This window comes from Streptomyces sp. 1114.5 (genome assembly GCF_003635085.1).
Taxonomy (GTDB): domain Bacteria; phylum Actinomycetota; class Actinomycetes; order Streptomycetales; family Streptomycetaceae; genus Kitasatospora.
The window spans coordinates 629,682-650,923 of record NZ_RBXE01000001.1 but is presented as its reverse complement, the minus strand read 5'-3'; the positions used below and the strand labels follow the sequence as shown (position 1 = coordinate 650,923).

Here is a 21,242-nt window from a genome sequence, read left to right as displayed (position 1 = left end):
GCTAGCCGTTGGTGAGGAGCGCTTCGAGTTCGTCCGCCGCACGGCCCAGCGCGCTGCGCGTGGGGTCGTGCGGCTCGGTCGGACGGTCGACCGAGACGGTCGTGCTGCCCGTCGGAGCACTCGGTGGGCGGTGGGCGCGGGCGGCGACGGTCAGTTCGGCCAGCGCGCGGCGGACCCGGTCGACCTCGTCCGGGTCCGGCACCCGGCCGCCGTACCGGATCTGCGCCGCGAACGCCGCCACCGCGCCGCCCAGCCGCTCCAGCGCCGCCGTCGCCGGCAGCCACTGCTCCGCGAGTCGCCCTGTCGGCGGCGGCTCGGCCAGGCCCTGCCGCACCTCCTGGCGGGCCTCCGCCAGCGAGCGGTAGGCGGTGCGGCGCAGCCACACCTCGACGCGGTCGGTGCGGCCTGTGCTGCTGTCGGGGCTCTGGCTGATTTCGGGGCTCCGGCTGTTTTCGGGGCTCCGGTCGTTTCCGGGGCTCAGGTTGTCTCCGGGGCGCGTGCGCGTGGCGGTGACGGCGTCCAGGTAGGCCCGTAGCGCCCCCGTCGCGTCCACCAGCCGGGGCTCGATCCGGTGGCGCGGCCGCTCGGGCCACAGCAGATAGCCGAAGAGCAGCACGATCGCGCTGGCCAGGACGGTGTCCAGGACCCGTGGCCAGAACTCCGCCGCGCTGCTCTGGCCGCCCAACTGGAGCAGGACCAGCGCCATCGGCGTCATCGCGACGGTGTTCAACCCGTAGTGTGCCGCCGTCGCGTACGGGAGCAGGGCCACGCACAGCGCGGCGATCGCGGTCAGCGCCCACTCCTCGGTGGTCAGCACGAGCAGCGCCGCCGTGACCGCCACCCCGAGCACCGTGCCGAGCGAACGGCTCACCGCGCGCAGGAACACCGAGCCGAGGTCCGGCTTGAGCACGAAGGCGATCGTCATCGGCACCCAGTAGCTCTTGCTGAGCGGGAAGTTGGCGGTGACCGCCGAGCCGACCGCGATGCACAACGCCACGCGCAGCCCGTACCGCACCGAGCCCCGGGACAGCAGCCGCACCCGCAGCCGCCAGGGGTCGGGCGGGGGCACGGGCGCCGTGCCGAGCCGCGCCTCCCGGCCCGCCACCGTGTCGGCGGCGGCGCGCAGCGCCACGTCCAGGGCCTGCCGCGAGGGCGTGTCCGGCTGCCAGTCCGGCACGGCGACCTCGCCGCCGCCCTGCCGTACGGCGGCCGCGAGGCGGTGCGGCACCGCGGCCACCTCGGACGGGACGGCACGACGGGCCCACAGCAGGCCGGTCGCCGCCTCGGTGGCGGCAAGGGCGGCTTCGTACTGGTCCTGGCTCCGCGTCTGGTGCTGGTTCCGGTTCCGGCTCCGAGTTCGGGTTCCGGTTCGGTTCGGGAGGAGGTCCTGGAGCTGGTTCAGACGGGCCGTCAGCACCTGGCGCGAGCCGGCCGCCCGTGAGGTGCCCAGATCGGCGAGCGTACGGCCGAGCGCGTCGTACGCGGCCGCGAGCGCCCGGACCCGCGGATCGGCGGCGGGCCGGCTCGGCACACCCGCCGGCAGCCCGAGCAGCACCACGAACGCCGCGCCCACGAGCATCATCGGCGCCGCCGCCCACCACGGGTGCGGCAGCGGCATCCCACTGCCCAGCGCCGCCGACACCAGCAGCAGCATCCCGGCCGCCGAACCCCGCGGACCCGTCGCACTCAAGGCGCCGGAGACGAAGGCGGTGGACGTCAACGCCGCACCGAGGGCCAGGCCGTTCGCGTCGGCGCGCTGCAGGGCCGTACCGACCAGCATGCCGAGCGCGGAGGCGAGCACGGCCGTCCCGATCCGGGCCGCCCGCAACCGTGACGGCTCGGCCCGGTCGTTCATCGTCGCGTGCATCGCACCCAGGCCCGCGAACACCCCCAGATCCAGCCGGTGCAGCAGCAGGCCCGCCGCCAGCGGCACCGCCATCCCCACCGCGGCCCGGACCATCAGCGCCAACGGCAACGGCGGCCGCTCGGGCCGTACGGCGCGGGCCCACCAGGAGGCGGCGTCGGAGGAAGGCATGCGGTCACGTCCGTTCTGCGGCCTTGGGTCGCTGCTGTGCGACATTGCGCGGCAGATGGGGCGTACCCGGGCAGTCTACCCAGGGGCGGGTAGGGAGTTGTACGTGTCGGGTTCGTACCGATCGCGTACGGGCAGACCAAGGGCCCTGCCCGGCCGACAGAGGCGGTGGCTACGATGACGGAGGCGAAAACCGCCCTCAGGACGGACGGTTCGCCGACCAAGACGGTACGACGACGGCACGACCCAGAAGTTGACGGTGTGTTGCGGCACGGCACCACCCGGGGACACCCCGGGGCGGCGGCCGGCCGAACGGGGGAGAGGTGAACTGCTATGGCAGGAAATAGCGCATCGGGTTCGGGGACGCCGACCCCTTCGGCAAGTCCTTCGGCGAGTCCGTCCCCGAGCCCATCGCCGAGCTCGTCGGGGACACCCACGCCCAGCGCGTCCCCGAGCCCTTCACCGAGCCCCGCCCCCAGCCCGTCGGCGAGCGCCACGCCGAGCCCGTCGGCGAGCCCGGCCCCCTCCTCCAGCCCCGCGCCCAGCTCCTCGGGGGACGGCACGAACGCCCAGGGGCTGACGGGTGACGCGACGCCGTTCATGCTGGACAAGAAGATCCCGTTGCCGTGGGGCGCGATCAACATCGCCCCCGTCGTCAGCACCGCGCAGACGAACGTCAGCGCCAACGACCTGGTGGCGGCCTTCGGCAAGCAGGACGTCAAGGTGGAGCTGCAGACGCTCTCCGCCTTCGCTGCCAAGGTCGAGGCGCTGCTCGCCGCGATGGAGGGCTCGGCGGCCGCGCCGTACAAGCTCGAAGAGCAGAAGCTGACCCAGACGAGCTTCGTCAGCGGGGGCAATCCCGGATCGTTCACCGAGGCGGTGGCTCTGACCACTGCCTACGGCAAGGTCCACTCGCAGCTCGTGAAGTTCCACAAGGACTTCAAGGCCCAAATCGAGGCGATGCAGAACGCGGTCACGAAGACCGCGGGCACCTACTCGACCAACGAGGACAACACGACGGCCGATCAGAACGCGGTCGCGAAGAACGCGGGGGTCAGCCCGACGACGACGAAGGAAAAGACGACCCTCTGACGGCGTTGCGGGGAGAGACTCACGGGGAGACGGGGAAGCAGGTCATGGCAGGAGAATCGAAGTACCACGACATGGAGCACGCCGAACTCAGGGAGTTCGTCGTGTCGACGCAGCCGGACTTGGTGTTGAAGCGAGCCGGTCAGCTCCAGGACGCCGGTCGTGTTCTGACCGAGCTCAGCACGGCACTGCAGGGGCACCTCGGCCAGGTCCACTGGGAAGGCCCGGCGGCCGAGAACTTCAAGGCCTGGGTCGGAAACCTGTACAAGTCCGCGGCGATCATCGGTCAGCACTCGGCGACCGCCGGCGGTGCGATGACCCAGGCCGGTGAAGCACTCAGCACGGCCAAGGTCGCGATGCCCCCGGTTCCCACGGAAGCGATGAAGGTGGTCGCCAAGTACGAGGGGCAGGCCACTCCCGCCGGAGTGCAGGCCAAGCTCGCCGTCGGTCAGTCGGTCGACGATTACATGAAGACCGTTCCGGGCTCCGGCTGGGTGAGCAAGGCGGAGTACGACCAGGCCAAGGCGACGGTCGAGAAGGAGCACCAGGAAGCCAGCCATCAGGTGGTGAACCTGGCCCAGGCTTACAGTGCGGCGACGACGACGCTGAACGGGATTCCCGAGGACGTGACGTTGCCGGGGACGCCTGGGGATGACAAGGCAAGGGCATCCAGTACGGAGTACGGAGGCTCCGGAGGCGGCGGCTACAGCGGCTCCGTCCGTAGCCCTCGCACGGGCGGCGGTAGCGTCGGAGGCAGCTACAGCCCGTCCGGTGGAGGCAGCTACGGCGGCGGGTCGGTCGCGCCGCAGAACCCGGGGTCGGGTTCCACCGGGCCGTCCGGTCCGGGGCACACCACCCCCATTCCTCCGCACGGTGGTGGCCAGGTTCCCCCCAACCCGCAGGATCCGGGTTCCGTCCCGCCGTCCCACCCCTCGGACCCGGTCAATCGTCCCGGCACGGGGCTGGACAGCGTGCCGACCCTCCCGACCCAGACCGGTCCGTACGGTCCCGGAGGCGGCCCGCTGCCGACCGGTGGTCCGACCGCCACACCCGTCTACCCGAGCGGCCCCAACGGGCCCGGCGGCGGTCCTGGTGTCCCCGGTGGTGGCCCGGTCCCCGGATTCCCGGTCGGGCCCGGCGGTGGTTCGGTGCAGGCCAAGGGCGGTGGCGGCGGATACCAGCCCGGCAAGGGCGGTAGCTTCACCCCCCGTCCGGCTCCCTTCGGCGGCGGCCAGATCCCCGGGAAGAACGGCACCCCGGGTTTGCCCAGCGGGACGGTCTTCGGCGGACGCGAAGCGGGGCCGGGCGGTGGCCGGGCCGGCGGGCCCAACGGCATGGGCATGCAGCCCGGCATGGGTGGGCATGGCGGTGGAGCCGTCGGTTCCGGCGGTGGTGGGCGTGGCCGGGGTCTGTCCTCGACCAGAGGCGGCACGGTCGGCGGCCGCAAGGGACCGGCCGTCGGCGGGGAGTTCACGCCCGGCGGCACGGGCCTGCGCAACCGCGCGGCCGCGGCAGGAGCTGCGGAGGGCGGTTCCCAGTCCAGGCAGAACGGCATGATGGCCCCCGGAGCGGCGGGCCACGGAGGCCGCAACGAACGCGACCGCCGCAAGCGGGCCGACTACCTCCACGAGGACGAGGAGACCTGGACCAGCGGTACGCCGCAGAGCAACCCGGACGTGGTTGAGTAGGACGGCAACGACTGCCCGGCCACTGGGCTCTCCCAGTGGCCGGGCAGGCTTGTTCGGGGCACGCTTCCCGGTCGGGTGGACAGATTGACGAGGAGTTGTGATGGGGCGGAAGCAAGGTCGGTGGCGGATGCTTTCAGCCGCGCTCCTGGCTGCAGGAATTCTTGCTGGTCCGGTTGCTGGGCCTGCGGTTGCCGATGATTCGATCCGCGCTGATCAATGGCACCTGGATGCCATGCACGCCCCTGAGATGTGGAAGGTCTCGAAGGGCGAGGGAATCACTGTCGCGGTCATCGACGGAGGATTCAAACTGGATCATCCGGACCTGGTCGGGCAGTTTCTTCCGGGAAAGGATTTCAGCGGTGGCTCCAGTGGCTTGGGCGTAGACCGCAACGGCCATGGCACCGAAATGGCTAGCCTCATCGCGGGCACGGGCAGGAACCGAGCCGGGAACGGCGCCTACGGCCTTGCGCCTGGTGTGAAGATTCTACCTCTGAAGATCAATAGTGGATCTGAGGGTACTGTCATCACGGCCGAATTCCTCGATCAGATCGGCCAGGCGATCAGCTATGCGGTCGACCAGGGTGCGAAGGTCATCAGCATTTCGCAGGGTACATCTGCGGTTACCGCCACGTCAGACGATGTGGCCAAGATAAATCGAATCCTTGAAAATGCGCGCGCGAAGGGCGTCCTCGTGGTCGCCAGTGTCGGGAATTCTGCGCAGCAGGGCAATATTGTCGAGTATCCGGGTGGTCTGCCGAATGTGGTCGGCGTCGGGGCTGTTGACCGGAACGGAACCGTGACGGATGAGTCCGAGCGTGGGCCGCAGGTCGCTCTCGTGGCCCCTGGCATGGATGTGATTGCTGCTTGTACGGCGTCCACCGGCTATTGCAAGAGCCATGGCACCTCCGATGCGACTGCCCTGGTCTCCGCTTCGGCGGCGCTGGTTTGGGCGGTTCACAAGGACTGGACAGCGAATCAGGTGCTGCGGGTGCTCATCAACACCGCTGGCCGGTCGAATGGTGGGGACGGCCGCACGGACGGTGCGGGGTGGGGGGCGGTTCGGCCTCGGGTCGCGCTGACGGATCCCGGCGATCCCGGTCCGGCGGGTGTGTCGCCGCTGCCGGCCGATGCGGTTTCGCCGTCGGCGGCTCCGTCTGCTTCGGCGAGTGCGTCCGCGCCCGTGTCGTCGGCGCCGAGTGCGGCCGGGAGCCCGACCGATGTCGCGGTGGGTGCGCCGCCCGTGGAGCCCAAGGCAGGGTCGAGTAGTTCGGCGCCGATCGTGGCGGGCGTCCTTGCCGGGTTGGTGCTGGTGGCCGGCGTGGTGTTCGTGCTGGTGCGGCGGCGGAAGTCGGCCGTGCAGCCTGAGGCCGCTGTTCCGCTGGTGCCGCCGCATCAGCCGATGCCGCCGTCGTACCAGCCGCCGGTGCCGCCGGAGGACAATCCGTACGCGAGGTAGTAGGGGCGCTTCTGTGGTGGGGGATCGGGTGGGGAATCGTTGGACTCGGCGGTTTGTGGCCGTTGGGGTGGCGAGTCTGTGGGTGGCGGGGGCATTGGCGGGGCCGGCGGCTGCGGACGAGACGGTTCGCGCACGGCAATGGCACCTGGACGCCATGCATGCTCCCGAGATGTGGAAGACCTCGACAGGGCAGGGCGTCACTGTCGCGGTGATCGACGGAGGCTTTCGACTGGACCATCCTGACCTGGTCGGACAGTTCCTGCCAGGCAAGGATTTCAGCGGTAGTCCCGGCGGGGTGGGGACCTTCGGCGACGGACACGGTACGGAGATGTCCAGCTTGATTGCGGGTACTGGCAAAGGCGTGGGCGGAACAGGCGCCTACGGTCTGGCGCCCGGAGCCAAGATCCTCCCACTCAAGATCAACAATGGGTCTGTCGGTGCCCTCGTTTCGGCCGACTTCCTGGACCAGATCGGACAGGCTGTCAACTATGCCGTAGACCAAGGGGCGAAGGTCATCAACATCTCGCAGGGCATTGCTGCAGTGACGGCCATGCCGAGTGATGTGGATAAACTGGACAGAATTCTTGCTGCTGCGCGATCCAAGGGTGTCCTGGTCGTATCCAGCGTCGGAAATAAGGCGCAGTCCGGAAACCTGATGTCGTACCCGGGTGGGCTGCCCAACGTAGTCGGAGTGGGGGCCATCGACCGACAGGGAACCGTTACGGCTGAATCGGAAACCGGACCTCACGTTGCCCTGGCTGCTCCGGGCGATGAAATTCTCGCGGGTTGCACCTCGGAAACGGAATACTGCAAGAGCCATGGAACGTCGGACGCGGCGGCTTTGGTTTCCGCTTCGGCTGCGCTGGTTTGGGCGGTTCACAAGGACTGGACAGCGAATCAGGTTCTGCGGGTGCTCATCAACACCGCGGGCAGGCCGAACGGTGGGGACAAGCGTACGGATGATGCGGGGTGGGGGGCGGTTCGGCCTCGGGTCGCGCTGACGGATCCCGGCGATCCCGGTCCGGCGGGTGTGTCGCCGCTGCCGGCCGATGCGGTTTCGCCGTCGGCGGCTCCGTCTGCATCGGCGAGTGCACCGGCGCCAGTGTCGTCGGCGCCGAGTGCGGCCGGGAGTCCGACCGATGTCGCGGTGGGTGCGCCGCCGGTGCAGCCGAAGGCTGATTCGTCGTCCGGGTCGGGCAGTTCGCTGCCGATCGTGGCAGGTGTGGTGGCCGGGTTGGTATTGGTGGCCGGTGTGGTGTTCGTGGTGGTGCGGCGGCGGAAGTCGGCCGTGCAGCCTGAGGTCGCCGTTCCGCCGGTGCCGCCGCCGTACCAGCCGCTGGTGCCGCCGGAGGACAATCCGTACGCGAGGTAGTTCGAGCGTTCCATGGCGGTAACGGCGCCCCGGCTGGTGTGGCCGAGCGGGGGCGGGTGGCTCGGTACCGGTGGTCGTGGTGGTGCGGCGGCGGTAGGGGGCGCCGGGTGGGTGGGGGTGCGCCGGGGTCACTCGGGTGGGGGCTGGTGGGGGAGGGGGTTGGTGGTGAGGGTGGTGGTATGGATGCGGAGGGTGCTTGGCGGGTAGGGCAGTTGCGGCGGGCGGCGGCTGCGGCGCTGATCGGGACGGCGATCGAGTTCTACGACTTCTTCATTTACGGCACGGCGGCGGCGCTCGTGTTCGGGGTGGTGTTCTTCCCCGGGTTGGGTGCGGTGGGGGCGCTGTTGGCGGCGTTCTCGGTGTATGCGGTGGCGTTCCTGGCCCGGCCGTTGGGGGCGGTGGTGTTCGGGCACTTCGGGGACCGGGTGGGGCGGAAGGCGACCTTGGTGGTGTCGCTGCTGTTGATGGGGTTGGCGACGGCGGCGGTGGGGTTGTTGCCGGGGTTCGCGGCGTGGGGGTGGTGGGCGCCGGCGGTCCTGGTGGTGTTGCGGGTGTGCCAGGGCGTCGGGTTGGGCGGGGAGTGGGGCGGGGCGGCGCTGCTGATCGCGGAGAACGCGCCGGCCGCCCGGCGGGGGCGGTACGGGGGCTTCCTGCAGTTGGGGCCGACGATCGGGTTCGTGTTGGCGAACGGGGTGTTCTTGGCGCTCCAACTCGGTTTGGGCGAGCGGGCGTTCCGTGCGTGGGGTTGGCGGGTGCCGTTCCTGGCCTCGTTCGCGCTGGTCGCGGTGGGGTTGTTCGTACGGCTGCGGATCGAGGAGTCGCCGCTGTTCCGGGCGATGGAGCGTACGGAGGAGCGCGGGGAGAAGGGGCGCACGGGGAGCGGCTGCCGGTGCTGGAGGTGGTGCGGGAGCACTGGCGTCCGGTGGTGGCGGGTGGGGGCGCGATCACCCGTGGGGTACGCGCTGTTCTACCTGACCACGACGTACTCGCTGGCGTACGCGACCTCGGGGCTCGGGGTGGCGAGCACGCTGGTGCTGGCGATGCTGCTGGTGGGCGCGGTGGGGATGGCCGGGACGGTGTGGCTGAGCGCCGAGCGCAGTGACCGGTGGGGGCGGCGGCGGACGTTGCGGTGGGCGACGGGGCTGGCCGCCGGCTGGGCGCTGGTGCTGTTCCCGCTGCTGGAGTCGGTGAGCCGCCCGCTGATGTTCGTGGCGCTGGCGGGGGCGATGGTGGTGCTGGGCTGCATGTTCGGGCCGGTGGCGGCGTTCCTGCCGGAACTGTTCCCGACCCGGGTGCGCTACACGGGTGCGGCGCTGACGTACAACCTGGGCGGTGTGGTCGGCGGTGCGTTGACGCCGCTGGTGGCGACGCGGCTGATGGCGGCGTACGGGACGGCGCAGCCGGTGGGCTGGTACCTGGCCGGGCTGGGGGTGCTGGCCCTGGGGTGTCTGCGGCTGCTGCCGGAGACCACGGGTGCCGAGTTGGGGGCGGTGGACGGCGGACGCCGCCGGGCGCCCCTGTGGGGGGCGGATCCGGCGGCGTAGGCGCAGGGCGCGGCGGCGCGGGCGGGTCGACCGACCGGGTCAGCCGGCCAGGGCGGCGCGGCCGGCGAGGACGATGGCGGTGTGCGCGGCGACGCGGGCGCCCAGGTGCTCGGCGGTCGCGATGTCGGCCTTGTGGACGGCCTCGGGGCCGGCGTCGGCCGGGGTGGAGGCAGCGGCGCCGCTGGAGAAGCCGAGGCGGTTGAGGTCGTTCTCGGAGGCGGTGGTGGCGTTCCAGCCGGGCTTGAGGCCGAGGTTGACCCAGGACATGCCGTGCTGGGCGGCGAGGGTCTGGAAGAAGCCGAGGGTGCCGGCCTTGTCGCCGTACTTGGAGGCGGAGTTGGTGAAGCCGGCGGCGACCTTGTCCTTCCAGGCGTCGGCGAACCAGCGCTTGCTGCTGGCCTCGGCGAAGACGTGGAAGGCGCCGGAGGCGGTGCCCATGTAGGTGGGGGAGCCGAAGACGATCGCGTCGGCGGCGTCCAGCTGGGCCCACTGCTCCTCGGTGATGGTGTCGACGGCGATCGTGACGACCTCGGCGCCCGCGTCGGCGGCGCCGCGGGCGACGGCCTCGGCGATCACGGCGGTGTGGCCGTAGCCGGAGTGGTAGGCGAGGGCGACGGTCGGACGGATGGCGGTCATGCGGCACTCCATGGGGACGGGCGGGCGGGCGGGCAGGGACAGGACGGGGCGGCACGGGCGCAGCGAGAACTGCGGCGGACCGAACCTGCTCCAGGCCCGTCCGGCGGTCTCTAATATAGACCAAGTCTCTATTGGTTACCAAGGGTGGATTGGAGACCGAAGGGCTACCCTGGATGGCATGACGACGCAGGAACGGCCAGAGCACGACGTGTTCGCCCAGCTCTGTCCCAGTCGCGAGGTGTTCGCGGAGCTTGCCGACAAGTGGTCGATGCTGATCCTGATGAGCCTCTCCGCCTGCGGCCCGCGGCGCTTCTCCGAACTCCAGCGCGGGGTCGGCGGGGTCAGCCGCAAGATGCTCACCCAGTCCCTGCGCAACCTGGAGCGCAACGGCCTGGTGCGCCGTACGGTCTTCCCGGAGACGCCGCCGCGGGTGGTCTACGACCTGCTGCCGCTGGGCCGCGAACTGGCCGAGCTGGTCGCGCCGCTCGGCCGGTGGACCGAGCGCCACGCCGGCCGGCTGATGGCGGCCCGCGAGGAGTTCGACGCGGCGCACGCCGAGGGCTGAGGCCGGAGCGGCGGGCAGGAGGGGCCGATTTCCCTTCCGGCCCCACGGCCGTGTAATGTCTTCCTTGTTCGACCGGCCCGGTGAAAACCCGGCAAGCCCCTATAGCTCAGTCGGTAGAGCGTCTCCATGGTAAGGAGAAGGTCTGCGGTTCGATTCCGCATGGGGGCTCAACTGGAAGACCCCCGCCTCAGGGCGGGGGTCTTTCGCGTTTCCATCGACAGTCGATGCGTCACGGCCTAGCGGGTCGGGTGCGGAATGCGCTGTGATGGGGCGTCATCGGCCGCCCGCCCGTGGGGTGTGGGCGGGAGCCGGACCCCGACCGGGAGGGCGTCATGGGCGTTCGACTCGTGGTGGTGGACGACCACCGGTTGCTGGCCGAGGCCCTGGCCACCGCGCTCCAGCTGCGCGGTCACCGGGTGCTCGCGGTCGGTTGCCCGGCCGCGGTCGCCGCCGATCTGGTGGCCGGGCGCCGGCCCGAGGTGTGCCTGCTCGGCGTAGCCGCGCCCGCCGAGGCGGGCGCCTTCGACGGGCTGCGCCGGATCCGCCGGGAACGCCCCGAGGTGGCCGTGATCGTGCTCGGGCCGGTGGGTGAACTGCGCGGTGTGGCCGCGGCGTTCGCGGCCGGCGCGGCGGGCTACGTGCCCAGCGACGAGCGGATCGAGGTGGTCGAGCGGGCCATCGGCCGGGCCAGGGCGGGCGAGGCCGCCGTCGCGGTGGACATCCTGCGCGGGGCCTTCGACCAACTGCTGCGCCCGGAGGCCGAACCCGACGACGAGGCGGTCCGGCTGCTGCGGCTGCTGACCCGCCGTGAGGTGCAGGTGCTCGGCCGGATCGCGGACGGCGAGGACACCGCGGCGATCGCCGCCGGGATGCGGATCGCGGCCAGTACGGCCCGGACGCACGTCCAGCGGGTGCTGATGAAACTGGGCGCGCGGACCCGCCTGGAGGCGGCCGCGGTGGCGGCGCGCACCGGCCTGTTGGAGCGGATGTCCGGCGGCTGAGGCCGTGGCGCAGGGCCCGGTGGCCGCCGCCCGCGAGGGGCGGGATGTCCGGCGGCTGAGGACTTGGTGAAAAGCCTGCGCGCGACCGCCTCCGTGGTCCGGAGCACCCCGGTGGATTGGGAGAATGGCCTGAGTCGTACGCATTCCGTCGATGGCCCCGCCGTCCGCGCGACCATCGCCCGCTGGAGGTCCCAACATGAGTAAGTACCTGGTCACGGGTGGCGCCGGCTACGTGGGCAGCGTGGTGGCCGCCCACCTGCTGGAGGCGGGGCACCAGGTGACGGTCCTGGACGATCTCTCGACCGGCTTCCGCGAGGGTGTGCCGGCCGGCGCCGAGTTCGTCGAGGGCCGGATCCAGGAGGCCGACAAGGTGCTGGACGGCTCCTTCGACGGCGTGCTGCACTTCGCCGCCTCCTCCCAGGTCGGCGAGTCGGTCGCGGACCCGGAGAAGTACTGGCGCAACAACGTGGCCGGCTCGCTGGAGCTGATCAGCGCGATGCGCGCGGCGGGCGTGCGCAAGCTGGTGTTCTCCTCCACCGCCGCCACCTACGGCGAGCCGGAGGCCGTGCCGATCGCCGAGACCGCCCGCACCGCGCCGACCAACACCTACGGCGCCACCAAGCTCGCCGTGGACCACCTGATCACCAGCGAGGCCGTCGCGCACGGCCTGGCCGCCGTCTCGCTGCGCTACTTCAACGTGGCCGGCGCGTACGGCAGTTCTTTCGATGTCACTTTCGGGGAGCGGCACGACCCCGAGTCGCACCTGATTCCGCTGGTCTTCCAGGCCGCGCTCGGCCAGCGCCCGCACATCGCGGTGTACGGCGACGACTACCCGACCCCGGACGGCACCTGCATCCGCGACTACATCCACGTCGCGGACCTGGCCGAGGCCCACCTGCTGGCCCTGGACGCCGCCAAGCCGGGCGAGCACCTGATCTGCAACCTGGGCAACGGCAGCGGCTTCTCGGTGCGCGAGGTGATCGAGTCGGTCAAGCGCGTCACCGGCCGGGAGATCCCGGTGCAGATCGCGGGCCGCCGGGCGGGAGACCCGGCGGTGCTGGTGGCCTCGGCCGCCCGCGCCCACGAGGCGCTGGGCTGGACCCCGCGCCGCCCGAGCCTGGACGACATCGTCGCCGACGCCTGGAAGTTCACCCTGGAGAAGAACGCCCGCTAGACCTGTGCGCCCCGGCCGCCGCCGTCCGCGGTGGCCGGGCGCCGTCCGGTGACGCAAGTCCTGTCACGCACGCCCCTTCTGACGAAACTTCACCGAATCACCACGAGGGCGATTCCCGACCCGTACGCTGAGTGCGGTACCGGTGGGGGCCGGCGCCCTTCGGTCTTACCGACCACCGGTGGGCGGGCGGAGCGGCGGGTCCGGATCGCGGATGCCGGGCCGGTCTCCCCGTTCCCGGGCTCGGGCGGTCTGAGCAGGGGAGGGACGATGGGGCGGATTCGCGTCCTGGTGGTCGACGGTCACCGGATCTTCGCCGAGGCACTGGCCGCGGCGCTCGCCGCCGAGCCGGACGTGGAGGTGGGCGCGGCGGGCAGCGCGGCGGCCGCCGAGCGGGCGCTGGAGCGTGCCGCCGTCGAGGGCCGGGCCTACGACGTGGCGCTGATCGACGCCGACCTCGGAGCCGAGACGACGGTCGGCGCGGCCGGGGTCGGCGGAGCGGGCGGGTCGGCGGCGACGGCCGTCCGCAGGCGGCCCGGTCCGGATGCCGCCGAGGAGGTGCGGCGCCGGGCGGCCCCGCCCGTACCGCCGGCGCGCCGGGCGGCCGTTCCGCTCGGGGCACCGCCCACGCTGTCGGCCGGGGTGGCCGGCGCCCGCCCGGCGGGCGACCAGCTCCGGGCCGACCAGCTCCGGGCCGACCAGGTCCGGGTCGACCAGCTCAGGCCCGACCAGGTGCGGCCCGATCAGCTCAGACCGACGCCGTCGCCCGACGGCATCACCCTGCTGGCCCGGCTCCGCCGCGCCCACCCTGGGCTGCGCGCCGTCGTCCTGGCCACCGCCGACGACCCGCACCGCGCCGCCCGCGCCCTGCACGCCGGCGCCACCGGCTGGGTGGCCAAGGAGAGTTCGCTGGCCCGGCTGCTCGCGGTGGTCCGCGGGGTGCTGCGCGACGAGACGCACCTGCCGCCCGCGCTGCTCACCGGGGTGATCCGCGAGCTCACCACCGCCCGGCGGGACCGCACCGAGAGCGAGCGGCTGGTGGACACCCTCACGCCGCGGGAGAAGCAGATCCTGCGCTGCATGGTCGCGGGCCTGGGCCGGCAGGCCGTCGCGGAGCGGCTCTACCTGTCCCCGCACACCGTCCGGACGCACATGCAGAACGTGCTCGGCAAGCTGGGGGTGCACTCCACGCTGGCCGCCGTCGCGGTCGCCCGCCGGGCCGGGGTCAGCCCCGCGGAGCCGGCCGTACCCGTGGCGCCGCCGTCCGTCGCCACGGGCGCCGACAGGTCCTAGGGACCAGCCGGACAGGCCCTAGCCGGGGATGTTGTCGAAGGGGGCGACCAGCTGCCGCAGCAGTGCCGCGAGTTCGGTCTGCTGGCCGGAGCTGAGCTGGGCGAGGAGTTCGCGCTCGTGCGCGAGGAGCCCGGCGAGTGCCTGGTCGGCGCGGTCGCGGCCGTCGTCGGTGAGGCGGACCAGGACGCCGCGTCGGTCGTCCGGGTCGGGCAGGCGCTTGACCAGGCCCTTGCCGGTGAGCCGGTCGATCCGGTTGGTCATGGTGCCGGAGGTGACCAGGGTCTGGGTGAGCAGTTGGCCGGGGGAGAGCTGGTAGGGGGTGCCGGCCCGCCGCAGGGCGGTCAGGACGTCGAACTCCCAGGGCTCCAAGCCGTGCTCGGCGAAGGCGGTGCGGCGGGCGCGGTCCAGGTGCCGGGCGAGCCGGCTGACCCGGCTGAGCACCTCCAGCGGCTCCACGTCGAGGTCGGGGCGCTCTCGGCGCCACGCTGCGACCAGCCTGTCGACCTCGTCCTCCATGACGATCAGTGTATCGGTGGATGTGTCGATGTGAAGTCTCTTGACATCGAGAAATGTGCGGGCAAGGCTACGAGCAGATATCTTGATATCGAGATACTTGCGAGGTAGACCATGACCACCACCGTCTGGGACCCGGCGCAGTACCTGCGCTTCGCCGACGAACGCACCCGCCCGCTGCGCGACCTGCTCGCCCGCGTCCCCGATCTGCCGACCCGGGGCGACGAGCGGATCCTCGACATCGGCTGCGGGCCCGGCAACTCCACCGCCGTCCTGCGCGAGCGCTGGCCGGGCGCCCGCATCACCGGCGTCGACAACTCCGCCCCGATGCTCGCCACCGCCCGCGCCGAGGGCGAACCGAGCGCCGACTACCTGCTCGCCGACGCCCGCGACTACGACCCGGCCCCGGCCCGGCCGGACCTGATCGTCTCCAACGCCACCCTGCAATGGATCGACGGCCACCTCGACCTCGTCCCGCGCTGGGCCGGCGCCCTGCGTCCCGGCGGAGTCGTCGCCTTCCAGGTCCCCGGCAACTTCGAGGCCCCAAGCCACACCCTGCTCGCCGAGCTGCGCCGCAGCCCCCGCTGGCGCGACCTGCTCGGCGAGGACGCCGTCCGCGCCGGCGTCCACCCGCCCGAGCGCTACCTCGACGCCCTGGCCGGCGCCGACTGCCTCCCGGACGTCTGGGAGACCACCTATTCCACCCTGCTCCCGGGGCCGGACCCGGTCCTGGAGTGGGTCAAGGGCAGCGCGCTGCGCCCGGTCCTGGGCCTGCTCGCCGACCCGGCCGAGCGGGCCGCCTTCCTCGCCGAGTACGGGCGGCTGCTGCGCGAGGCGTACCCGGCCGGGCCGTACGGGACGGTGTTCCCGTTCCGGCGGATCTTCGCGGTGGGGATCAGGCGGTAGCCGGCCGGGGGGCGATCGGCGACCGGGCCCGGCAGCACGGCGGCCGGCCGGCCCCCGGTCGGTCGCGGTCAGCCCGTGCGGTCGCCGACCAGCCGGGGGTGGCGCTCCAGGCCCTCCAGCCCGTGCCAGGCGAGGTTCACCAGGTGCGCCGCCACCGTCGCCTTGTCCGGCTTGCGCACCTCCAGCCACCACTGCCCGGTCAGTGCGACCATGCCGACCAGCATCTGCGAGTACATCGGGGCCAGCCGGGCGTCGAAGCCCCGGGACTTGAACTCCAGGCCCAGGATGTCCTCCACCTGCGTGGCGATGTCGCTGATCAGCGAGGCGAAGGTGCCGGTCGACTGGGCCACCGGCGAGTCCCGGACCAGGATCCGGAAGCCGTCCGTCGAGGTGTCGATGTAGTCCATCAGCGCGAAGGCGGCCTGCTCCAGCAGCTCGCGCGAGTGTCCGCCGGTCAGCGCCCCGGTCACCATGTCCAGCAGCAGCTGCATCTCGCGGTCCACCACCACCGCGTACAGCCCCTCCTTGCCGCCGAAGTGCTCGTAGACGACGGGCTTCGACACCCCGGCGCGCTCGGCGATCTCCTCCACCGAGGTTCCGTCGTAGCCGCGCTCCGCGAAGACCGTCCGGCCGATCTCCAGCAGCTGTTCGCGCCGCTGCTTGCCGGTCATCCGGACCCGGCCGCCCCGGCGGCGCGGGGCCGGGGCGGCGCCCCGGTCCGCACCCCCCTCGGCGGCCGCGCCCGCCGGTGCAGCGGCCCGCGGACGGGCCGGCGCCGTAGCGGGCGCCGCGTCCGTCCGCGTGCTGTGTTGCCCGCCTGTGCTGTCTGCGCTGCTCCCGTTCACCCCTACATCATGCTGGAAGCGCCGCCTCATGCGGCGCGGCGGGCGGCGATCCGCTGCGCGTCCGGCCAGCGGACGTCCCGGGCCCAGCCGGCCAGCTCGAACCAGCGGATCAGCCGGGCCGAGGAGTCGATCTGTCCGCGGAGCACGCCGTGCCGGGCCGAGGTCGGGTCGGCGTGGTGCAGGTTGTGCCAGGACTCCCCGCAGGAGAGCACCGCGAGCCACCAGACGTTGCCGGAGCGGTCCCGGGAGCGGAACGGGCGGCGGCCGACGGCGTGGCAGATCGAGTTGATCGACCAGGTGACGTGGTGCAGCAGGGCCACTCGGACCAGCGAACCCCAGAAGAAGGCGGAGAGCGCGCCCGCCCAGGAGAGCGTCACCAGGCCGCCGACCAGCGCGGGCAGCAGCAGCGAGATGGCGGTCCAGAGCCAGAACAGCCGGGAGATCCGCCTTATGGCCGGGTCGCGGACGAGGTCCGGGGCGTAGGTGAGCTGCGGGGTCTGCTCCTCGTCGAAGAGCCAGCCCAGGTGCGCCCAGAACAGGCCCTTCAGCAGCGCGGGGACGCTCTCCCCGTAGCGCCAGGGCGAGTGCGGGTCGCCGTCCTTGTCGCTGAACCGGTGGTGCTTGCGGTGGTCGGCCACCCAGCGCACCAGCGGGCCCTCGACCGCGAGGCTGCCGGCGATCGCCAGCGCGAGGCGCACCGGGCGGTTGGCCTTGAACGAGCCGTGGGTGAAGTAGCGGTGGTAGCCGACGGTGACGCCGTGGCAGGTGAGGAAGTACATGGCGACGGCGATCGCGAGGTCCGTCCACCCCAGCCCCCAGCCCCAGGCCACCGGGACGGCGGCCAGCAGCGCGGTGAAGGGCACGAGGATGAACAGTCCGAGCGCGATCCGCTCGGGCAGACCCTGCTTCTCCCCGCCGCGGGTGGCGGACAGCTGGGTGGCGGCGGTCTGCGGGTCGAGGGTCTGGGGGTCGGAGGACGGAGTACGGGAGGCGGCGGTCCCCGCGCGCGCCTCTCCTGCCTGGATGGTCATGGGCGTCCCTTTGCGGCGTCCCGGTACGGGAGAGAAGCGGAGCCTACGTCGGCGTAACCTACGGCATCGTAGGTTGCGCTCCGTGTCCAAGGGAACACTCCGCCGCGCGGCTCTTGAGTGAATTCACCCGACTGGATGGATGAACCCCGACCCCACGGGGTTCGGCGGCGGAGACGCCGGCGGATCGGGGCGTGGATCGGAGCGCGGACCGCGGCGGGAACCGAGCGTGGGCCGGCGGTTGCGGATCGGTGCAAGGCGATACCCACGGCAGGGTCGACTCGGGTAGGGTCTGACACGACTGTCCGCCGTGGTGTAATGGCAGCACAGGGCCCTTTGGAGGCCTTTGTCTGGGTTCGAATCCTAGCGGCGGAGCCTCTGCACGCCTCTGGTTCGGGCGTCTTCCATCGCGCCGGTATTGTCGGTGCCGCTCGGCGGACTGTGCGACCGGCGACCGGCGTGGGTCCGGGCCGGGCCTGCTCTGCCCTCTCCGTGAACCTACCGAGGAGCCTCCCCGCATGGGTGCCAATTCGCTTGCCGCCGTTGTCGTGCTCGCCGCCGGTGGCGGGACCCGGATGAAGTCGAACAAGCTGCCCAAGGTGCTGCACGAGGTGTGCGGACGGTCGCTGGTGGGGCACGCGGTCTCGGCGGCCGGGGAGCTGGCTCCGGAGCAGCTGGTCGTGGTCGTCGGGCACCAGCGCGAGCAGGTGCAGGAGCACCTGGCGGCGCACTACCCGGCGGTGCGTACGGCCGTCCAGGAGGAGCAGAACGGCACCGGGCACGCGGTGCGCACCGCGCTGGAGGCGCTGGGCGCGGACGGCGTGGTGCTGGACGGCACCGTGATCGTCACCGCCGGCGATTCGCCGCTGCTGACCGGGGCGACCCTGCGCCGGCTGGCGGACGCTCATGCGGCCCAGCAGAACGGCGTCACCGTGCTGACCGCCGTCGTCCCCGAGCCCTTCGGCTACGGCCGGATCCTGCGGGACGAGGACGGCACCGTCGCCTCGATCGTCGAGGAGCGGGACGCCACCGACACCCAGCGGGCGATCGCCGAGATCAACTCGGGCGTCTTCGCCTTCGACGCCAAGCTGCTGGTCGAGGCGCTGGCCGAGCTCACCACGGACAACTCGCAGGGCGAGGAGTACCTGACCGACACCCTGGAGATCCTGCGCAAGGCCGGCCACCGGGTCGGTGCCGTGGTCGCCGAGGACCACCGGGACATCCTGGGCATCAACGACCGGGTCCAGCTGGCGCAGGCCCGCCGGCTGCTGAACGACCGTCTGCTGGAGCGGGCGATGCGCGCGGGCGTCACCGTGGTGGACCCGGCGACCACCTGGTTCGACGTCCAGGTGACCTACGAGCCGGACGCGGTGGTGCTGCCCAACACCCAGCTGCAGGGCGCCACCCACCTGGCCGAGGGCTGCGAGGTCGGTCCGAACTCGACCCTCAAGGACACCCTGATCGGCGCCGGCGCCCGGGTGAGCAACACCACGGCCGACCGTGCCGAGGTGGGCGAGCTGGCCACCGCCGGCCCCTACGCCTACCTGCGGCCGGGCGCGAAGCTGGCCCGCAAGGCGAAGGTCGGCACCTACGTCGAGGTGAAGAACTCCGAGCTCGGCGAGGGTGCCAAGGTGCCGCACCTGTCGTACATCGGCGACGCCACGATCGGCGAGGGCACCAACATCGGCGCGGCCTCGGTCACCGTGAACTACGACGGCGTGAACAAGCACCGCACCGTCATCGGCGCGCACTGCCGCACCGGTTCGGACAACATGTTCATCGCCCCGGTCACCGTCGGTGACGGTGCCTACACCGGTGCGGGCTCGGTCATCACCTCCGACGTCCCGGCCGGCGCACTCGGCGTGAACCGCGCGCAGCAGCGCAACATCGAGGGGTGGGTCGAGCGCAAGCGCCCCGGAACCGTCTCCGCGCAGGCCGCGAAGGCGGCGACGGACGGGGCCGGGCAGGCCTGACGGGGCGGGCGGGGCACCGCGGGCCGACCCAGGGGCGATCCCGGGGCGGACGGTTTCTGCGCGGGCGCGTAACCTTGGGGACATACGTGCGCCACTGGGCTTACCGCCCGTGTCCAGGCGTACCGACATTCCCCCCGACCCCGTACCGCGCGTGGGCCCCGCCTGCCCGCACCGGGTCGAGGGTTCAGCGTCCGCAACGCGAGGAGACGGTGCAGTGAGCGGGATCACGACGTCGGGTGAGAAGAAGCTCAAACTCTTCTCCGGCCGTGCCCACCCGGAGCTGGCGAAGGAGGTGGCCGAGGCGCTCGGGACCGAACTGGTCCCCACCAAGGCCCTGGACTTCGCCAACGGCGAGATCTACGTCCGCTTCCTGGAGTCCGCCCGTGGTGCGGACTGCTTCGTGATGCAGAGCCACACGGCTCCCATCAACCAGTGGATCATGGAGCAGCTGATCATGATCGATGCTCTGAAGCGGGCCTCCGCCAAGAGCATCACCGCGATCCTGCCGTTCTACGGCTACGCCCGCCAGGACAAGAAGCACCTCGGCCGCGAGCCCATCTCGGCCCGCCTGGTCGCCGACCTGCTGCGCCAGGCCGGGGCCGACCGTCTGATGGCCGTGGACCTGCACACCGCGCAGATCCAGGGCTTCTTCGACGGCCCGGTGGACCACCTGTTCGCGCTGCCGCTGCTGGCCGACTACATCGGCGAGAAGGTCGACCGCTCCAAGCTGACCGTCGTCTCCCCGGACGCCGGCCGGGTGAAGGTCGCCGACCAGTGGTGCGACCGCCTGGCCGCCCCGCTGGCGATCATCCACAAGCGCCGCGACATCACCCAGGCCAACACCATCCTGTCGGCCGACGTCGTCGGTGACGTCGAGGGCCGGGTCTGCGTCCTGGTCGACGACATGATCGACACGGCCGGCACGATCTGCGCCGCCGCCGACGCGCTGTTCGAGAACGGCGCCGCGGACGTCCTGGTCGCGGCCACCCACGGGGTGCTCTCCGGCCCGGCCGCGGACCGGCTGAAGAACTCCCGGGTCAGCGAGTTCGTGTTCACCAACACGCTGCCCACCCCGGCCCAGCTCCAGCTGGACAAGATCACCACGCTGTCCATCGCCCCGTCGATCGCCGCCGCGATCCGCGAGGTGTTCGAGGAGGGTTCGGTCACGAGCCTCTTCGAGGGCGTGCACTGACGAAGGCCCGCGCAGGCGGCCCCGGTCCGAACGGACCGGGGCCGCCGCCGATTTCGCGGCAGGGCACCGGTGCGGTTAGACTCGTGAGACTGCTCGGCGAGGGATGCCGTGTGCCTGCTCGACGGGCGCCCGCTCCGTGATCGACGCGCTGCCGGTGCCGGATTCCCGTCCGCCGGCAGGCCGTTGCCGCCGAGTGACCCCCGAACGTACTGAGGGTGTGGTCCCGGCGGTTTTTCGCGTTGCCTGCACCCCCGCGCCATCTTCCACGAGGAGTGCAGTCGTGTCCGAGATCCGCCTTGCCGCTGAGACCCGTTCCGAGTTCGGCAAGGGTGCCGCCCGTCGCGCCCGCCGTGCCGGCTTCGTCCCCGGTGTCGTCTACGGCCACGGCCACGCCCCGGTTCACCTGAACCTGCCCGGCCACGACCTGATGATGGCCCTCAAGACCCCGAACGCCCTGCTGGTCGTCCCGATCGAGGGCAAGGACGAGTACGTGCTGCCCAAGGCCGTCCAGCGCGAGGCCATCAAGCGCACCATCGAGCACGTCGACCTGCTGCTGGTCAAGCGTGGCGAGAAGGTCACCGTCGAGATCCCGGTCCACACCGAGGGCGAGCTGGCCCCGGGCGGCAACCTGCTGGAGCACGTCCTCAACGCGCTGCCGATCGAGGCCGAGGCCACCCACCTGCCCGAGTCCGTCACCGTCTCGGTCGAGGGCCTGGAGGCCGGTGCCTCCATCCACGCCAAGGACATCACCCTGCCGGCCGGCGTCACCCTGGCCGTCGAGGCCGACGCCGTCGTCCTGCAGGTCATCGGCGCCCAGGCCGCTCCGGCCGACGAGGAGGCCGCCGAGGCCGAGGGCACCGAGGCCTGAGCCTCGCCCTGCTAGCACGGACCGCTGCCCCGGTCGCTCCCGCTGGAGCGGCCGGGGCAGCGGTGTGTCC

General features: G+C 72.1%; 18 protein-coding genes and 2 tRNA genes. 15 read left to right on the top strand and 5 right to left on the bottom strand.

Annotation, left to right across the window (positions count from 1 at the left end; translation table 11 throughout):
* Position 1 precedes the first annotated feature (1 nt).
* Entirely contained in the window at positions 2 to 2,035 is a 2,034-nt protein-coding gene (locus tag BX285_RS02760) for an FUSC family protein (protein WP_121174369.1), read from the bottom strand.
* A gap of 597 nt (positions 2,036 to 2,632) precedes the next feature.
* Between BX285_RS02760 and BX285_RS37070 the strand changes: the two genes are divergently transcribed.
* From BX285_RS37070 to BX285_RS02735, 5 genes are all read left to right on the top strand, one after another.
* Positions 2,633 to 3,124, top strand: coding sequence for a hypothetical protein (locus BX285_RS37070; RefSeq protein WP_179852779.1), 492 nt, complete (start codon positions 2,633 to 2,635; stop codon positions 3,122 to 3,124).
* Between the two features lie 44 nt (positions 3,125 to 3,168).
* Positions 3,169 to 4,809 carry a WXG100 family type VII secretion target gene (locus tag BX285_RS02750; protein ID WP_147465097.1) on the top strand — a complete coding sequence of 547 codons (1,641 nt, stop codon included), beginning with the start codon at positions 3,169 to 3,171 and terminating at the stop codon, positions 4,807 to 4,809.
* A gap of 127 nt (positions 4,810 to 4,936) precedes the next feature.
* Positions 4,937 to 6,265, top strand: coding sequence for a S8 family serine peptidase (locus BX285_RS02745; protein ID WP_259470413.1), 1,329 nt, complete (start codon positions 4,937 to 4,939; stop codon positions 6,263 to 6,265).
* 169 nt (positions 6,266 to 6,434) lie between these two features.
* Positions 6,435 to 7,637 carry a S8 family serine peptidase gene (locus BX285_RS02740; protein WP_259470412.1) on the top strand — a complete coding sequence of 401 codons (1,203 nt, stop codon included), beginning with the start codon at positions 6,435 to 6,437 and terminating at the stop codon, positions 7,635 to 7,637.
* 179 nt (positions 7,638 to 7,816) lie between these two features.
* Positions 7,817 to 9,181 (top strand): MFS transporter, encoded by a 1,365-nt coding sequence (locus tag BX285_RS02735; protein WP_259470411.1) that lies wholly within the window; start codon positions 7,817 to 7,819, stop codon positions 9,179 to 9,181.
* Positions 9,182 to 9,220: 39 nt separating this feature from the next.
* Here the strand turns inward: BX285_RS02735 and BX285_RS02730 are convergent, their stop codons facing one another.
* Positions 9,221 to 9,817: a flavodoxin family protein gene (locus tag BX285_RS02730; RefSeq protein WP_121174366.1), complete on the bottom strand. Its 597-nt coding sequence runs from the start codon at positions 9,815 to 9,817 to the stop codon at positions 9,221 to 9,223.
* Between the two features lie 178 nt (positions 9,818 to 9,995).
* On the opposite strand from BX285_RS02730, the gene BX285_RS02725 reads away from it, so the two are divergent.
* The 5 genes from BX285_RS02725 (at position 9,996) to BX285_RS02700 (ending at position 13,847) form a co-directional block, all read left to right on the top strand.
* Positions 9,996 to 10,382: a helix-turn-helix domain-containing protein gene (locus tag BX285_RS02725; RefSeq protein WP_097236500.1), complete on the top strand. Its 387-nt coding sequence runs from the start codon at positions 9,996 to 9,998 to the stop codon at positions 10,380 to 10,382.
* Positions 10,383 to 10,477: 95 nt separating this feature from the next.
* A tRNA-Thr gene (locus tag BX285_RS02720) sits at positions 10,478 to 10,550 on the top strand.
* 164 nt (positions 10,551 to 10,714) lie between these two features.
* Complete coding sequence (locus BX285_RS02715; protein ID WP_097236499.1) at positions 10,715 to 11,383, top strand: LuxR C-terminal-related transcriptional regulator; 669 nt, start codon at positions 10,715 to 10,717, stop codon at positions 11,381 to 11,383.
* A 196-nt stretch (positions 11,384 to 11,579) separates the two neighbouring features.
* Positions 11,580 to 12,557 (top strand): UDP-glucose 4-epimerase GalE, encoded by a 978-nt coding sequence (gene galE / locus BX285_RS02710; RefSeq protein WP_097236498.1) that lies wholly within the window; start codon positions 11,580 to 11,582, stop codon positions 12,555 to 12,557.
* Positions 12,558 to 12,824: 267 nt separating this feature from the next.
* The gene (locus tag BX285_RS02700; RefSeq protein WP_183106989.1) at positions 12,825 to 13,847 is read left to right on the top strand and encodes a response regulator transcription factor; all 1,023 of its coding nucleotides are present in this window, start codon (positions 12,825 to 12,827) and stop codon (positions 13,845 to 13,847) included.
* 18 nt (positions 13,848 to 13,865) lie between these two features.
* Here BX285_RS02700 and BX285_RS02695 read toward each other — a convergent pair whose 3' ends face one another.
* Positions 13,866 to 14,363, bottom strand: coding sequence for a MarR family winged helix-turn-helix transcriptional regulator (locus tag BX285_RS02695; RefSeq protein WP_097236496.1), 498 nt, complete (start codon positions 14,361 to 14,363; stop codon positions 13,866 to 13,868).
* 111 nt (positions 14,364 to 14,474) lie between these two features.
* Here BX285_RS02695 and BX285_RS02690 point away from each other — a divergent pair, with 111 nt between their 5' ends.
* Entirely contained in the window at positions 14,475 to 15,266 is a 792-nt protein-coding gene (locus BX285_RS02690) for a methyltransferase domain-containing protein (RefSeq protein ID WP_097236495.1), read from the top strand.
* 68 nt (positions 15,267 to 15,334) lie between these two features.
* Here BX285_RS02690 and BX285_RS02685 read toward each other — a convergent pair whose 3' ends face one another.
* Positions 15,335 to 15,937 carry a TetR/AcrR family transcriptional regulator gene (locus BX285_RS02685; protein WP_045710789.1) on the bottom strand — a complete coding sequence of 201 codons (603 nt, stop codon included), beginning with the start codon at positions 15,935 to 15,937 and terminating at the stop codon, positions 15,335 to 15,337.
* Positions 15,938 to 16,137: 200 nt separating this feature from the next.
* Positions 16,138 to 17,142 (bottom strand): fatty acid desaturase, encoded by a 1,005-nt coding sequence (locus BX285_RS02680; protein ID WP_097236494.1) that lies wholly within the window; start codon positions 17,140 to 17,142, stop codon positions 16,138 to 16,140.
* 301 nt (positions 17,143 to 17,443) lie between these two features.
* Here BX285_RS02680 and BX285_RS02675 point away from each other — a divergent pair.
* From BX285_RS02675 to BX285_RS02660, 4 genes are all read left to right on the top strand, one after another.
* A tRNA-Gln gene (locus tag BX285_RS02675) sits at positions 17,444 to 17,514 on the top strand.
* Between the two features lie 143 nt (positions 17,515 to 17,657).
* Positions 17,658 to 19,112, top strand: coding sequence for a bifunctional UDP-N-acetylglucosamine diphosphorylase/glucosamine-1-phosphate N-acetyltransferase GlmU (gene glmU, locus BX285_RS02670; RefSeq protein ID WP_097236493.1), 1,455 nt, complete (start codon positions 17,658 to 17,660; stop codon positions 19,110 to 19,112).
* Between the two features lie 214 nt (positions 19,113 to 19,326).
* The gene (locus BX285_RS02665) at positions 19,327 to 20,304 is read left to right on the top strand and encodes a ribose-phosphate diphosphokinase (protein ID WP_097236492.1); all 978 of its coding nucleotides are present in this window, start codon (positions 19,327 to 19,329) and stop codon (positions 20,302 to 20,304) included.
* A 280-nt stretch (positions 20,305 to 20,584) separates the two neighbouring features.
* Positions 20,585 to 21,172 (top strand): 50S ribosomal protein L25/general stress protein Ctc, encoded by a 588-nt coding sequence (locus BX285_RS02660; protein WP_097236491.1) that lies wholly within the window; start codon positions 20,585 to 20,587, stop codon positions 21,170 to 21,172.
* Positions 21,173 to 21,242 lie beyond the last annotated feature (70 nt).